At 65.3% G+C, this 14,918-nt stretch carries 13 protein-coding genes; 6 read left to right on the top strand and 7 right to left on the bottom strand.

Annotated features, from left to right (window positions below):
* Window positions 1-72: 72 nt before the first annotated feature.
* Window positions 73-1,434 (bottom strand): 3-carboxy-cis,cis-muconate cycloisomerase, encoded by a 1,362-nt coding sequence (pcaB, locus tag NLM15_RS04340; RefSeq protein WP_254115603.1) that lies wholly within the window; start codon window positions 1,432-1,434, stop codon window positions 73-75.
* Window positions 1,435-1,807: 373 nt separating this feature from the next.
* Between pcaB and NLM15_RS04335 the strand changes: the two genes are divergently transcribed.
* Window positions 1,808-3,367, top strand: a complete 1,560-nt coding sequence (locus NLM15_RS04335) for a winged helix-turn-helix domain-containing protein (protein ID WP_254115602.1) — start codon at window positions 1,808-1,810, stop codon at window positions 3,365-3,367.
* Between the two features lie 177 nt (window positions 3,368-3,544).
* Here the strand turns inward: NLM15_RS04335 and NLM15_RS04330 are convergent, their stop codons facing one another.
* Window positions 3,545-3,967: a GFA family protein gene (locus NLM15_RS04330; RefSeq protein WP_254115600.1), complete on the bottom strand. Its 423-nt coding sequence runs from the start codon at window positions 3,965-3,967 to the stop codon at window positions 3,545-3,547.
* A gap of 210 nt (window positions 3,968-4,177) precedes the next feature.
* A complete protein-coding gene (gene mddA / locus NLM15_RS04325; protein ID WP_254115598.1) occupies window positions 4,178-4,966 on the bottom strand; it encodes a methanethiol S-methyltransferase in 789 nt (262 codons plus the stop codon).
* 133 nt (window positions 4,967-5,099) lie between these two features.
* Between mddA and NLM15_RS04320 the strand changes: the two genes are divergently transcribed.
* Window positions 5,100-6,650: a winged helix-turn-helix domain-containing protein gene (locus NLM15_RS04320; protein ID WP_254115596.1), complete on the top strand. Its 1,551-nt coding sequence runs from the start codon at window positions 5,100-5,102 to the stop codon at window positions 6,648-6,650.
* Window positions 6,651-6,666: 16 nt separating this feature from the next.
* On the opposite strand, the gene irrA is transcribed toward NLM15_RS04320, so the two are convergent.
* From irrA to NLM15_RS04300, 4 genes are all read right to left on the bottom strand, one after another.
* Window positions 6,667-7,140 (bottom strand): iron response transcriptional regulator IrrA, encoded by a 474-nt coding sequence (gene irrA / locus NLM15_RS04315; RefSeq protein WP_254115565.1) that lies wholly within the window; start codon window positions 7,138-7,140, stop codon window positions 6,667-6,669.
* Window positions 7,141-7,251: 111 nt separating this feature from the next.
* A complete protein-coding gene (locus tag NLM15_RS04310) occupies window positions 7,252-7,821 on the bottom strand; it encodes a DUF2147 domain-containing protein (protein WP_254115557.1) in 570 nt (189 codons plus the stop codon).
* A gap of 32 nt (window positions 7,822-7,853) precedes the next feature.
* A complete protein-coding gene (locus NLM15_RS04305) occupies window positions 7,854-8,516 on the bottom strand; it encodes a DUF3313 domain-containing protein (RefSeq protein ID WP_254115555.1) in 663 nt (220 codons plus the stop codon).
* A 277-nt stretch (window positions 8,517-8,793) separates the two neighbouring features.
* Window positions 8,794-9,417 carry a TetR/AcrR family transcriptional regulator gene (locus NLM15_RS04300; RefSeq protein WP_254115553.1) on the bottom strand — a complete coding sequence of 208 codons (624 nt, stop codon included), beginning with the start codon at window positions 9,415-9,417 and terminating at the stop codon, window positions 8,794-8,796.
* Between the two features lie 215 nt (window positions 9,418-9,632).
* On the opposite strand from NLM15_RS04300, the gene NLM15_RS04295 reads away from it, so the two are divergent.
* From NLM15_RS04295 to NLM15_RS04280, 4 genes are all read left to right on the top strand, one after another.
* On the top strand, window positions 9,633-11,183 hold the full coding sequence (locus NLM15_RS04295; protein ID WP_254115551.1) for an ABC transporter substrate-binding protein: 1,551 nt from the start codon (window positions 9,633-9,635) through the stop codon (window positions 11,181-11,183).
* A gap of 203 nt (window positions 11,184-11,386) precedes the next feature.
* Window positions 11,387-12,358, top strand: coding sequence for an ABC transporter permease (locus tag NLM15_RS04290; RefSeq protein WP_254115549.1), 972 nt, complete (start codon window positions 11,387-11,389; stop codon window positions 12,356-12,358).
* Window positions 12,355-13,194, top strand: coding sequence for an ABC transporter permease (locus tag NLM15_RS04285; protein ID WP_254115547.1), 840 nt, complete (start codon window positions 12,355-12,357; stop codon window positions 13,192-13,194). The genes NLM15_RS04290 and NLM15_RS04285 overlap by 4 nt, the downstream gene beginning before the upstream one ends.
* A gap of 2 nt (window positions 13,195-13,196) precedes the next feature.
* On the top strand, window positions 13,197-14,816 hold the full coding sequence (locus NLM15_RS04280) for an ABC transporter ATP-binding protein (RefSeq protein ID WP_254115545.1): 1,620 nt from the start codon (window positions 13,197-13,199) through the stop codon (window positions 14,814-14,816).
* Window positions 14,817-14,918: the final 102 nt, after the last annotated feature.

Genomic DNA, 14,918 nt, shown 5'->3' with positions numbered 1-14,918 from the left:
AGCATCGCAAGGCGCAAGTGCGCGAGCGCCTTGCGACACGAAGTAGATGCGCAGTTTCACGCAGTTTGGTTTTCAACGCGTTGCCGATTTCAGCACCCGATCGACCATGGCGGGCGCGAGGCCGAGGTAATTTTTCGGTGAAGTCAGCGCATCGATTGTGGCACGGTCGATTCTGGCAGAGACGCGGGCGTCGGACGAGAGCGCGTCCGCCAGCGTCAGGCCTTTCTCGTTGGCGAGCCGGCAGGCGTCATAGACCACGTCATGCGCCTCCTGCCGCCCGATCTGCGGCGCCAGCCCCATCATGACCGCTTCGGCCACGATCAGGCCGCGGCTGACCGCGAGATTGTCGTTCATCTTCTTTTCATCGACGATGAGGCCTGCGAGCGCAAACTTCGCCTGGTGCAGCGCCCCGGCGGTAAGCACGAAGCTTTCCGGGATCGCCATCCATTCGGCATGCCAGGGCCCGGTGGCGCGCTCGAAATCCTGCACCATCGCATCCAGCATCAGCCCGGCATGCTGGCGCACCGCCTTGGACGCCGCGAGCATCAACTCCGAGGAAATCGGGTTGCGCTTCTGCGGCATGGTCGAGGAGGCGCCGCGGCCCTTGACGAAGGGCTCGTAGACCTCGGCGAACTCGGTCGAGGCCATGATCATGATGTCGAGCGCGATCTTGCCGAGCGAGCCGGTGACGAGCGCCAGGAAGTTCACGGCCTCGGCAAAGCCGTCGCGCGCGACGTGCCAGGTCGAGGCGGGCACGCCGAGCCCGAGCTCGGCGCAGAGCGCCTCCTGCACCTCAAACCCCTTGTCACCGAGCGAGGCCAGCGTTCCGGCGGCGCCGGCGAACTGCCCGACCAGCACGCGCGGCTTCAACTGCGCGAGGCGCTCGGCGTGGCGATCGAACATCGCGAGCCAGATCGCGGTCTTGTAGCCGAACGTCACCGGCAGCGCCTGCTGGAGATGGGTGCGGCCCGCCATCGGCGTGTCGCGATGGCGTTTCGAGAGATCTGCGAGGATGCGACGCAGCTCGGCAATGTCACGCTCGACGATATCTAGCGCGGCGCGCAGCTGCAGCACCACGGCTGTGTCCATGATGTCCTGCGTGGTGGCGCCCCAATGCACGTAGCGGCCGGCCTCGCCGCATTGCTTCACCATCTGATGCACCAGCGGCAGGATCGGATAGCCGACGATGTCGGTCTCCTGCCGCAACAGATCGAAATCCAGTGCGGCGACGTCGGTCCGTGCGGCGATCTGGTCGGCGGCTTCCTGCGGGATCACGCCGCACTTGGCCTCCGCCTTCGCCAGCGCCACCTCGACCTCGGCATAGCGGCCGACCAGCGTGACGTCCGAAAACACCTCGCGCATCTCGGGCGTGCCGAACGCGTCGCGGAACAACATGGAGTCGAGCACGGTAGTCGAGGCGGGGAAAGCGGGCATGGGAGTTTCTTTATGGTTGGTGTTTTGTGTGGGCGGGCAGCTTACGCAGGCCACGCTGTTCGGCAAAGCCACGGCTTCCGTCATCCCGGGCCGCCCGGAGCGCTAGCCCGGAATGACAAGAGAGAACGTGGCAGGACGACCGGCCCCGGATGTCGCTTCGCTCATCCGGGCTACGCTGGGCCCCTGCCCGCGGCAATCTGGCTCAAATCGCCATATTCCATCCGAAGTGTATTCCCATCCGAAAACAGCATGGCTGCCATCCCGCGATCGTGGTGAACCCGGCTGACCGTTCGGTGGACTCACAGACTTCAAGTCGAAATTCGTTCTGATTTCATCATTTGCCCGATGTCATTGTGAGGTTTGAGTTTTCGACGTGCAGTTTCTGTTCCGGGACCACCTTCTCGATACCGACCGGCGCGAGCTGAGCCGCGAGCAGGTTCCCGTGGCCGTGGAGCCGCAGGTTTTCGACCTCGTCGTCCACCTCATGGAGAACCGCGACCGGGTGGTCAGCAAGGATGAGCTGATCGACAAGATCTGGCACGGGCGCAGCGTCTCCGAATCCACCCTGACCAGCCGGATCAACGCGGCGCGCAAGGCGATCGGCGATAGCGGCGCGAACCAGGCGCTGATCCGCACCATTGCGCGCAAGGGGTTTCGTTTCGTCGGCGCTGTCCAGACGCAGCTCGTCGCGGCCGCGCCGGGGCCGGGCCGTGTCGCCCGGGCGCCGCAGGCGGGGCTCGCACTGCCCGAACGTCCCGCGATCGCCGTGCTGCCCTTCACGAATATGAGCGGCGACCGCGAGCAGGACTATTTTTCCGACGGCATCAGCGAGGACATCATCACCGCGCTGTCGAAGCTGCGCTGGTTCTTCGTCGTCGCCCGCAACTCCTCCTTCGTCTACAAGGGCCGCGCCGTGCACATGCACGAGGTCGCGCGCGAGCTCGGCGTACGCTACGTCCTCGAAGGCAGCGTGCGGCGGAGCGGCGAGCGCCTGCGCATCTCGGCGCAGCTCAACGACGTCTCGACCGGCAGCCATCTCTGGGCCGAGCGCTACGACCGCGAGCTTGCCGACATCTTCGCCGTGCAGGACGAGATCACCGAGGCGATCGTCGCCGCGATCGAGCCGCAGCTCTATACCGCCGAGAGTTTTCGCGCCCAGCAGAAGCCGCCGGGCAGCCTGGATGCCTGGGACCTCGTGATGCGTGCGCTGTCGCACTACTGGCGCATCACGCGCGAGGACAATGCCGTCGCGCAAGGACTGCTGGAACAGGCAACCGCGATCGATCCCGCCTATGGAAAGGCGCTGGGCCTGCTCGCGACCAGCCATATCTTCGGCGCGCATATGGGCTGGGCCGACATGGCCATGACCGTGCCGGTCGCCGAACGCGCGGCGCTCGCGGCGGTGGAAGCCGATCGCGAGGACGCCTGGGCTCATCACGGTCTCGCTTATACCTACTTGTTCCGCCGCCGCTTCGACGACGCGCTGGCGGAGTTCGAGCTGGCGCTGCAACTCAATCCGAATTTTGCGATGGCGCACGCGTTCTACGGCGTGACGCTGTGCTACGCGGGAAGGTGGCAGGATGGCGATGCCGCCGCACGCCGCGCGCTGCGGCTGAGCCCGCGCGATCCGCTCGCGGCGATCTATTGCGGCGTTGCCGCCTATGCCCAGTTCATCGGCCGCAATTATGAGGCATCGATCCAGATGGCGCGGGAATCGATGCGGCAGCGCGCCGATTTCGTCGGCGCCCATCGCGTGCTGACGGCAGCCGCCGGCATGTCGGGTGATCCCCAGCTCGCGGCTTCCGCGCTGCGGGGCCTGCAACGCACCCAGCCCGGCATCTCGCTCGCCTGGCTTACGCGCGAGCTGCCGATGCTGCGGGAACAGGATCGCGAGCACTATCTGGAAGGGTTTCGGCGCGCGGGGATGAGGTAGCCCCTAAACGCCAAGCGGACGGTGCACCCTCTCCCCTTGTGGGAGAGGGTGGATTCGGTGCGAAGCATCGAAGCCGGGTGAGGGGTCCTATCCTCACGAGCGGTCTTGCAAGTGGAGAGAGAACCCCTCATCCGGCGCTTCGCCCCACCTTCTCCCACAAGGGGAGAAGGAAGAAAGCTACTCCTGCATCATCTCGCCGCTGCCGCCGAACTCGGCCGGAAAGTCCTTCAGCTTGGGCAGGCCGTCGCGCATCGGCAGGACCGTCTCGGAATAGTTGACGTGGACGCCGGGCGCGAAGGCGAGCGTGGGAATGGTGGCGGTGAAGACGTCGATCAGGTCGAGCGGCGGGTGATTGGTCATGAGATGGCCGCCACACTTCTTGCAGTATTTGCGCTGGCTGAGCGGGGTCTTGGCAAAGGTCTCGACATGCTGGGCGCCTTCGGTGATGCGCACGGCTTCGGGCTTCCACAGGCTGAAGGCGTTCACCGGCCCGCCCGACCACGAGCGGCAGGAGCGGCAATGGCAATAGCCCATCGCCGCCGGCTCGCCCGTAACCTCGATCGTGACCGCGCCACAGAAGCAGTTTCCGACATGTTTCATTTGGTCGTCTCCGTTGATGAAGATTGGAAATCCTCTCCCCGTTCCTGTTCGCCGAAGTCTCGGCGAAGGCGGTTGCGGGGAGAGGCATCGGGGCGAGGAGGACTCACCCCGAGAAAACGTGAATGGCTGAAAGTCCGGCAAGATCCGTTACGCGCCCCGGTTCCGTCGCGCATCCTCCTTTCGGTGGACGCGCGCGGAGAGAAGCGTGAATTATACTGACCTTCGCCAGGGAATAAGCATCGACACCCGTTGTTTGTACTGCCGGTATTCGTCGCCGAAGAGATCGACGAGATCGTGCTCCTCCAGCGTGATGCCGACGAAGATGTAGAGCGTGGTTACGGCCGCAAACAGCAGGTGACCCACCGTCATGACCGGCGCCGCCCAGAACGCGATGATGAAGCCGAGATAGATCGGATGACGAACGAACTTGTAGAACAGCGGCGTCTTGAAGCGCGGCGGCGCCGCCTCCTTACCCACGAGATGGTCGGTCACCTGGTGCAATCCGAACAACTCAAAGTGATTGATAATGAAAGTCGAGCTGAACACCAGCACCCAGCCCGCGAGGGACAACGTGACCAGCGTCACGGCGAGATCCGGGTTTCCGACATCCCATACGACCGCGGGCAGCGGACGCCACTGCCAGAACAGGAGGAGCAGCGACAGGCTTGCAAACAGCACATAGGTGCTGCGCTCGACCGGCTGGGGGACGAACTGGGTCCACCATGCCTTGAACTGCTTGCGCGCCATCACGCTGTGCTGAACGGCGAACAGCGTCATCAGCAGGAGATTGATGATGACGGCTTCGGCCGTCGGCGTGTCAGTTCCGGTGTCGATGGTCTTCGGCACCACCAGCCCCATGACGAAGCCGATGGCGTAGAGAATGGTGACGAAAAACACGAGATATGCCGCAATTCCGTACAGAAAGGCGATGAACTTGAAAATGCGCGAGCCCGCAACCTCCGGGCCGATGGAATGAACCTGGTGATCAAGTTGAGACATGGAACGCTCCGTTGTGCCGAGGCATCGGCACTGTTTGGTCTTCGCACCATGCCGGAACGGACGGGTCCGGACTTTCGCAGACGGTTGATTTTCGCCTGAGACGACTTTGATTTTTGCTTGAGACGACAGGAACGTGCGATTTCTCTTTGAAAACAACGTGCTCGACGGCGACCTGCGAGAGCTGACCTGCGGCGGCGCGGCCGTGCCGCTACAGCCGCAGGTGTTCGATCTGCTGCTTTACCTCGTCGCGCAGCGCGCCCGGGTGGTCAGCAAGGATGACCTGATCAGCCAGATCTGGAGCGACCGTATCGTCTCGGATTCCGCCCTGAACAGCCGGATCAACGCCGCGCGAAAGGCGCTTGGCGACGACGGCGCGACGCAGCGGCTGATCAAGACAATTCCGCGCAAGGGCTTTCGCTTCGTCGGCGAGGTCCGGGAAGATGTGGTAGCGACGCTTGCGCCGGCGGAACCCGGCCCTGCCCCGGCGCGCGCCGTGGCGGAGCGCCCGGCGATCGCGGTGCTCGCCTTCGAGAACATGAGCGGCGATCCGGCGCAGGAATATTTCGGCGACGGCATCAGCGAGGACATTCTCACCGCGCTGTCGAAGCAGCGCTGGTTCATGGTGATCGCCCGCAATTCGTCCTTCACCTACAAGGGACGCGCGGTCCACATCAGGCGGATCGCCGAGGAGCTCGGCGTCCGCTACGTCGTCGAAGGCAGCGTGCGCAAGGCGGACAACCGCGTCCGCATCACCGCGCAGCTCAACGATGCCACCACCGGCAGCCATCTCTGGGCCGAGCGCTACGACCGCGAGCTGATCGATGTCTTCGCGGTGCAGGACGAGATCACCAACGCAATTGCCGCGGCGATCGAGCCGCAGATCCATGCGGCGGAGAATTTTCGCGCCGACCGCAAACCGCCCGCGAGCCTGGATGCGTGGGACCTGTTGATGCGTGCCCTGTCGCATTACTGGCGGGTGACGCGGCAGGACCACGCAGCCGCGGGGGCGCTGCTGCAACGCGCCATCGGCATCGATCCGAGCTACGGCCAGGCGTTGTCGGTGCTGGCGGTGAACCACATGTTCGGCGTGCATCTCGGCTGGGCCGAGCTTGCCGCGGTGGCGCCGGCCGCGGAAGCCGCCGCGCTCACTGCCGTGCGCTGCGATCATGAGGATGCCTGGGCGCATGCCGCGCTCGGCAGCGTCTTCTTCTCGACGCGCAGGCTTGCGGACGCGCTGTCGGAGTTCGAGCAGGCGCTCGCGCTCAACCCGAACTTCTCGCTGGCGCAGGGTTATTATGCGCTGGCGCTGTCCTATGCCGGACGATCGAAGGATTCATTCGAGGCGGCGCAAAAGGCGATCCGGCTGTCACCGCGCGATCCATCACTGGCGATCTATCACGGCATCGCCGGCTATGCGCGCTTCACGGAACGGCGCTATGACGAGGCCATCGCGCTCGCGCGCGAGGCGATCCGCCACCGCGGCGACCTCACCGGCGCCTACCGCGTGCTCGCGGTGTCCGCCGGCATGACCGGCGACGGCGTGCTCGCGGAGATGGCGCTGGGCGAGCTCCGTCGCACCCAGCCCAACATCTCGCTGCGCTGGATCGCGACGCAACTGCCGTGGGCCAATGAGGCCGATCGCGAGCATTATCTGGAGGGATTCCGGCGCGCCGGGTTGAGATAGAACTTGCGCGGCAGCACTACATCACGCGCGTTCTGCGCAGATGGACGATGACGTCGAGCCGCGCGATCTCATGGCCGGGCAGCGGATCCGGCACCTTGCTGAAGGCCAGCCCGCCCGCGACGTCGACCAGCACATCCTCGCCTTCCAGATAGAAGTGCGGATGCACGGACGTATCGGTGTCGAAGAACGACTTGATGCCGTCGGCCGCGATCCGGCGCAGCAGGCCGGCCTCGGTGAACTGGTTCAGCGTGTTGTAGACCGTCGCGAGCGACAGTCGCAGATTGGCGGCCGTCGCCTCGTCGTAAAGGCCTTCCGCGGTGACGTGACGGCAATCGCCGAGAAGCAGCATTCGGGCGAGCGCCAGACGATGACGCGTCGGCCGCAAGCCGGCATCGCAAAGCAATTGCGCGCAACGCGCCACGGCCTCGTCCGCGGGCTGCGCGGCGATATCGTCTGTGTCCGCTTCAGGAAGGGTCGAGAGGACGTCCATCGCCGCTGCGTCTCGCGGTTGACAGGGGCGCGCATATCTCGCGCGTCCCGCCATCAGATCGCAGAAGCGGCGCGTTCGCTTTGATCCGGATCAAATTCGCAGACGCTCCGGCTACTTCGCTTTCGCCTGGATCGGCTTCGGCGCCGGCACGGCCGCCCATTCCTTGTCGGCGCGGGGGCCGTTGAGATCGCCGGTGAGGCCGACGAGCTGGCCGGCCTGGACGTCGAGGGTCTGCTGCCAGGTCTGGGTCTGGCACAGGAACTTGATCAGGCAGCCCTTGAGCTTGAGGCGGTCGGCGGATTCGCGCCACAGCGAGACGGAATAGGACTTGCCGTCCTCGGCATTGTAGATGTCGCCGGCAAACCGTCCCTCCGGGGTCGCCTGCAAGCCCATGATGAGCTGATGGCCGAGCAGCGCGCGGGCGCGCTTTTCGGGATCGGGATTCTCCTTGTCGCGATACGGCTCGCCGCGCTTGTCGGCCGGCTCCTTCATCCAGACGATGAAGCCGCAGATGCGGTCGCGCGACGGCCCGCAACGCTCGAGCCTGATGCGCGCGCGGCCGTCCTCGACCAGCCAGGTGCCGCTGGGATCGGTCGACGCGGCGGCGCCGGCGCGGCCGCCAAAGGCCATCATCACGATCGTGATCGCGACACGCAGCACGAAGCGAAGGAAGAAATGCATCAGCAGCACCATTGGTTGGGTGGGTTACGGCGTCAGTTCAGCTGCGCCATGAGCGCATCGGCGCCCTTGTCGAGGCCGGCAGTGGCGGCGGCGAGCGAGCCGGCAGTGGCCTTGATGTCGTAGGCAGCAGGGTATTGCTTGGTGACGTAGGCCAAGAGCAGGCGCGCGGTCTGCGCGTCGAATATCTCGACGCCGTAGATGACCGAGCCGGTCATGGTGCCCTCGCCGTCGCGCGCGGCCTGCACGCCATTGTAGACCGCGCCGGCAAGATCGAAGCGGGAGAGCGTGCCAAGCACCGGCGTGTTGGCGACGGCGCCGGTCAGCGACAGCCTGATCCGCAGCGTCGCCGGCCCCCGCTCGCGCACGAGCGTGAAGCGACCGCGCAGCTTGTCGGCAAAGCCATTCTGCATGTAGGCGGCAAGCGTCGCCTTGTCCTTGTCGGACATGTCGCCGAACTGGTGATCCCGGCCGCGATAGACCACGACCGGTTCGAGGATCACTTTGTTATAAGCGCGCCAGTCGACCGGCGTGGAGTAGCGGTAGGGCACGCGGCCGGAGGCATCCGACTTGTCCGGGGCCATGTAGGCTGAGGACGCCATGTCCGAATAGGGCACGGGCGCCACCGTGGCGCAGCCCGCGACGGCCGCGCCAAGCAGCAGTGTTCCCAGACCGCGCAAGGCGATCGAGCGATCCATTTCAGACTCCTCTAGCGGCTTTCAGCTTTCAGGGACGGCCAGCTCTCGTGAAGGGCGATGGGAACCGCAGCCGCGTACGGGACCAGACGCGGCTGCGGCGCTCACGATCGCCGGCCCAAGGCTTCGTCCGGGGCCATTTCAGAAACCTCGGGCCGTCTCAGTGTTTCCATCTATAAAACCGACTGGACGGTTTGTAAAGTTCAAAAACGAAGATCTGGCACATTTGGCCGCAGGCGCGGCTTTGGGCAGCGATCAGCAGGACATCGTTAACAATGAATCAGGCGCGCTTACGCGCCGCCGCGCTCTTCGGCGCAGCGCCTGCGCGCGGCTTGGCCGGCTTTTCCAGCGCGCGCCACTGGCTATCGTCGAGCAGGCGCGCAAACAGGCGCTCGCGCTCCGCCTTCGGCAGCGGCGACATGCCGAACAGCTCGCTGAGGAGGAGACCTCGCGCAGCCGCCCAACGCAACAATGCGAGATCCGGGTCAGTGGCCTCGGCCTTGATCGCAGCGATCGTCTTGACGTCGCTCTCGCGCGGCAGCGCCATCAGGTCGGGGTTTTCGACCATCGCGGCCAACAGCGCCAGCGCCGCCGAATCCGGCGTGTTGGCGGCCTCCCGCACCGTCGCGATCTCGGTGGCGAGTTCGGGGTTTTCGGACTCCGCACGCGCCTTCGCGCGGTAGGGCGTCGAGAATTGCTCGAAGCGCACCATCTGGCGCTCGAGCAGCGCCTTCAGCACCGCCTCCTTGGTGCGGAACTGATGCATTACGCCGCCTTTGCTGAGGCCGCTCTCACGCGCGATCGCATCGAGCGTCAGCCTGCCCGGCCCGTCGCGCGCGATGATGGCGAGCGCCGCGTCGAGCGCAGCATTGCGGGATCGTTCGGAGCGGCTGGCATTGTCCATGCCGACTTGTCTCCGTGACACGACAATGAATCAAGTGAAAACAGGACGCGCTGTACATTTTTTGTGCGAACACTGTCGCGACTTTCATCTTGCGGCGCCGAACGAGACTATGTGAGCCTCGCTCCCGGATGGGGACTGGGATGGGCCGGCCGTCGCTTTGCGCGCGAGGACGTCGCGAAGCGTTTTCGGCTGGTCTCGCTTGAGAAAGATACGACATGCCAAAACGAGTGTTGCTTGGTCTCCTCCTGGCTTGCGGCCTCGCGGCCCCGGCTCTGGCGCAAGAGCCGAAGACGGGGGGCGTGATCAACGCCGTGATCCAGCCCGAGCCGCCCGGCCTGATGCTTGCGATGATCCAGAACGGTCCGACCCAGATGGTGTCGGGCAATATCTTCGAAGGCCTGCTGCGCTACAGCCCCAAGCTCGAGCCGCAGCCGGAGCTCGCCGAGAGCTGGAGCGTCAGCGAGGACGCCAAGACCTACACGTTCAAGCTCAGGAAGGGCGTCACCTGGCATGACGGCAAGCCCTTCACCGCCGCCGATGTGCTGTTCTCGATCGAGATGCTGAAGCAGACGCATGCCCGCGCCCGCACCAACCTGGCACAGGTCGAAAAGCTCGAGGCGCCAGACGACTACACGGTGGTGTTCACGCTGAAGCAGCCGTTCGGCCCGTTCCTCGGCATCTTCGAGGTCGGCTCGATGCCGATGGTGCCGAAGCATCTCTATGAAGGCACCGACTTCAAGACCAATCCTTACAACAACGCGCCTGTCGGCACCGGCCCCTTCATGTTCAAGGAATGGCAGAAGGGCTCGTTCATCCGCCTGGTCAAGAACCCGAACTATTACGAGAAGGGCAAGCCCTATATCGACGAGATCTACTGGCAGATCATTCCCGACGCCGCCGCGCGCTCGGTGGCCTACGAGACCGGCAAGGTCGACGTGCTGCCCGGCGGCTCGGTCGAGAACTTCGACGTGCCGCGGCTGTCCAAGCTGAAGGACACTTGCGTCACCGGCGCCGGCTGGGAGTTCTTCTCGCCGCTGGCCTGGCTGTGGCTCAACAACCGCCAGGGTCCGCTCGCGGACAAGCGGGTGCGGCAGGCGATCATGTATGCGATCGATCGCGACTTCGCCAAGGACGTGATCTGGAACGGACTCGGCAAGGTCGCGACCGGCCCCTCGTCCTCGGCCATCAAATACTACACAGACGACGTGAAGAAATATCCGTACGATCCGGCCAAGGCCAAGGCGCTGCTGAAGGAAGCCGGCTACAAGGGCGAGAAGATCCGCCTGCTGCCGCTCGCCTATGGCGAGACCTGGCAGCGCTGGGGTGAAGCCGTGAAGCAAAACCTCCAGGACGTCGGAATGAACATCGAGACCATCGCCACCGACGTTGCCGGCGGCAACCAGAAGATCGGCGACTGGGATTACGACATCGCCTTCACCTATCTCTATCAGTACGGCGATCCCGCGCTCGGCGTCGGCCGCAACTACATCTCCAGCAACATCGCGAAGGGCCAGGTGTTCAACAACGTCGAGGGCTACTCCAATCCGGAGATCGACAAGCTGTTCGCCGACGGCGCGGTCGCGACGCCGGATTCAAAGCGCAAGGAGATCTACGAGAAGGCGCAGAAGATCCTGGTCGAGGACGTGCCGGTGGCCTGGATGCTCGAGCTGCAATTCCCGACCATCACGCGCTGCAAGGTCAAGAACCTGATCACCACCGGGATCGGCGTCAACGACGGCTTCAAGGACGCATGGCTCGACAAGTAGTGGATGCGGCTTCGCCTCTCCCCGCTTGCGGGGAGAGGCCGGCGCGCTCGCAGAGCGCGGCGGGTGAGGGGGAGTCTCCGCAAGGGCAACTCTCACCGTCCTCGCGGAGAGTCCCCCTCACCCCGACCCTCTCCCCGCAAGCGGGGCGAGGGAGGCGCACCGTCTCTATGGCTACAGGTCACCTCACCAAGATGACTCCCTAGATGCTCTCCTTCGTTGCTCAGCGTGTCCTGAAGGGCGTGATCGTCCTGCTCGCGATCGTGGTCCTCAATTTCTTCCTGATCCGGCTTGCGCCCGGCGATCCCGCCGTCGTGATGGCGGGCGAGGCCGGCGCCAGTGACCAGGTCTTCGTCAAGCAGCTCCGGGAAAAGTTCGGCCTCGACAAGCCGCTGCCCGAGCAGCTCTTCATCTACGTCAAGGGCGTCGTCGCCCTCGATCTCGGCTTCTCCTTCCGCCAGCAGGCGCCGGTGTCGAAGCTGATCATGGAACGGCTGCCGGCAACGCTCTTGCTGACGCTGACGGCATTCGCGATCTCGCTCATGCTCGGCGTTCTCTTCGGCACCTTCGCCGCGCGCTTTGCCGGAACCTTCCTCGACACGGCCATCACCGTCTTCGCGCTGATCTTCTACGCCATGCCGATCTTCTGGGTGGCGCTGATGGGCATCCTGCTGTTCTCGGTCACCATGGATTGGCTGCCGAGCTTCGGTTACGAGACGGTCGGCGCCAACCTCACCGGATTCGCCCACGCGGTCGACGTCGCAAAGCATCTGATCATGCCGGCGATGACGCTCGGCCTGTTCTTCATGGCGACCTACACCCGGATGACGCGCGCCTCGATGCTGGAGGTGAAACGCCTCGACTTCGTCAAGACGGCGCGCGCGAAAGGCCTCTCCGACGCCGTGATCCAGCGCCGCCACGTGCTGCGCAACGCGCTGCTGCCCGTCGTGACGCTGGCTGGCGTGCATTCCGGCACGCTGATCGGCGGCGCCGTCATCACCGAGACCGTGTTCGCCTGGCCCGGCATCGGGCGCCTGATGTACGACGCGCTGCTCCAGCGGGACTACAATCTGCTGCTCGGCGTCTTCGTGATCTGCTCCGCCATGGTGCTGATCTTCAACCTCATCACCGACCTGGTCTATCGCCTGGTCGACCCGCGCATCGAATTCGCCTCATGAAACAGTTCTGGAAATCGATGCTGAAGAGCCCGAGCGGCGTCATCGGGCTCATCATCCTGGTCCTCGCGATCTCGGTCGCGGTGTTCGGGCCGATGCTGTTTCCGAACTCGCCCTGGCGCATGGTGCAGCGGCCGTTCCTGCCACCGTTCACGCTCTCGACCGTGCCGCTCGGCACCGACGCGCTCGGCCGCGACGTGTTCGCCGGCATGATCTTTGGCGCACGCGTCTCGCTGCTGGTCGGCCTCGTCTCCACGCTGGTCGCGCTGGTGGTCGGCGTTCCCATCGGCGCCATGGCCGGCTATTTCGGCGGCAAGGTCGACGACGCCCTGATGCGCTTCACCGAGTTCTTCCAGACCATTCCGAGCTTCGCGCTCGCGATCGTGCTGGTCGCGATCCTGCAGCCCTCGATCTACTCGATCGTGGCCTCGATCGCGGTGGTGAGCTGGCCCCCGGTCGCCCGCCTCGTGCGCGGCGAGGTGCTGTCGCTGCGCACGCGCGAATATGTCCAGGCCGCCGTCGTCACCGGCCAGAGCAACACCTGGATCATCCTGCGCGAGATCCTGCCCAACGCGCTGTCTCCGGTGATCGTGCTGGCCTCGCTGATGGTCGCGACCGCGATCCTTCTGGAATCCTCGCTGGCGTTCCTCGGCCTCGGCGACCCCAACCTGATCTCCTGGGGTTACATGGTCGGCGCCGGCCGCACGGTGATCCGCCAGGCCTGGTGGATCACGGTGTTTCCCGGCGTCGCCATCCTGATCTCGGTGCTTGGCCTCAATTTGATCGGCGAGGGCCTCAACGACGCGCTCAATCCGCGCCTGTCGCGGGAGGGACGCTGACGATGACCGCCCCGCCCGCCGTCTCCATCAAGAACCTCAAGGTCGCGCTGCCGAAGGGTGCCGAGCGTCCGTTCGCCGTCGACGGCGTCTCGCTGGACTTGCGGCCCGGCAAGATCGTCTGCGTCGTCGGCGAATCCGGCTCCGGCAAGTCGATGTGCGCGCATGCGCTGATGGGACTTCTGCCTGACACGGTGTCGGTCACCTCAGGCGAGATCCAGTTCGAAGGCCGCGACCTGCTCAAGCTCGATGACGACGGCTGGCGCGATCTGCGCGGCCGCCGGCTCGCGATGATTTTTCAGGAGCCTATGACCGCGCTCAATCCGTTGATGCGGATCGGCGACCAGATGGCCGAGATGTTCGAGGCGCACGGCCTGCTGACGCCGAAGGAGCGGCGCGCAAAGGCGCTGTCGCTGGCGCGCGAGGTCGGCCTGCCCGATCCCGAGCGCATCGTGCGCGCCTATCCGCATCAGCTCTCCGGCGGCCAGCGCCAGCGCGCCATGATCGCGATGGCGCTCGCGCTCGAGCCCGCGGTGCTGGTCGCCGACGAGCCGACCACCGCGCTCGACGTCACCACACAGGCGCAGATCCTGAAGCTGATCCGAAACCTCCAGCGCAACCGCAACATGGCGGTGATGTTCATCACCCATGATTTCGGCGTGGTCGCCGACATCGCCGACCAGGTCGTGGTGCTCAGGCACGGCAAGGTCGTGGAGGAAGGCCCGGCCGCTGCCGTCTTCAGCGAACCGCAGCACGACTACACCAAGGCGCTGCTCGCCGCCGTACCGTCGATGGATCCGCCGTTGCGAGAGGCCCTCGACGATCAGGCCAGGGCCGTCGAGGTGATCGGGCTGGACAAGACCTACGTCACCTCAGGCGGCTGGTTTCGCGAGGACCGCCGCGTCGATGCCGCCCGCGAGGTCAATTTCAACATCCTCAAGGGCGAGACACTGGGCCTCGTCGGCGAATCCGGCTCCGGCAAATCGTCGGTGGCGCGGCTCGTGATGCGGCTGATCGAAGCCGATCGCGGCACGGTGCGGATCGGCGAGACGGATCTCACGAAACTCTCGGGCAAGGCGCTGCGCGCCGAGCGCCACCGCATCCAGATGATCTTTCAGGATCCATTTGCCTCGCTCAATCCGCGGCGCAAGGTCGGCCACATCATCGCCGACGGTCCGATCGCAGCCGGCACCGATCCGAAGGCCGCGTTCGACCGCGCCCGTGATCTCCTCAAGATGGTCGGGCTGGACGCCGGCGCACTCGACCGCTACCCGCATGAATTCTCCGGCGGCCAGCGTCAGCGCATCGGCATCGCGCGCGCACTCGCGCTCGAACCCGAGATCATCGTCGCCGACGAAGCCGTCTCCGCGCTCGACGTCTCCGTGCAGGCGCAGGTGCTGAGATTGCTCGAAGATCTCAAGGCGCGGCTTGGCCTCTCGATGCTGTTCATCACCCACGATTTGCGCGTCGCCGCGCAAATCTGCGACCGCATCGCGGTGATGCAGCGCGGCGCCATCGTCGAGCTGAAACCGACCGCGCAGCTGTTCGCCGCGCCTGAGCACGCCTATACGCGCGAGCTGCTCGCGGCGGTACCGGGCCGGAAGGAACGCGCGCCAGCGGCGTGAGACGGGCGGTATCTGGTTCTGACTCGCAGCCGATATTTGGCCGATTTCCGCTAGGAACAGCGCGGTCACGCGCTTGTTATGCTTCATCACCGCCGCTCCAGC

This window comes from Bradyrhizobium sp. CCGB20 (assembly GCF_024199855.1).
GTDB lineage: Bacteria > Pseudomonadota > Alphaproteobacteria > Rhizobiales > Xanthobacteraceae > Bradyrhizobium.
The sequence above is the reverse complement of the archived record's forward strand: the minus strand, read 5'-3'. Positions and strand labels throughout refer to the sequence as shown.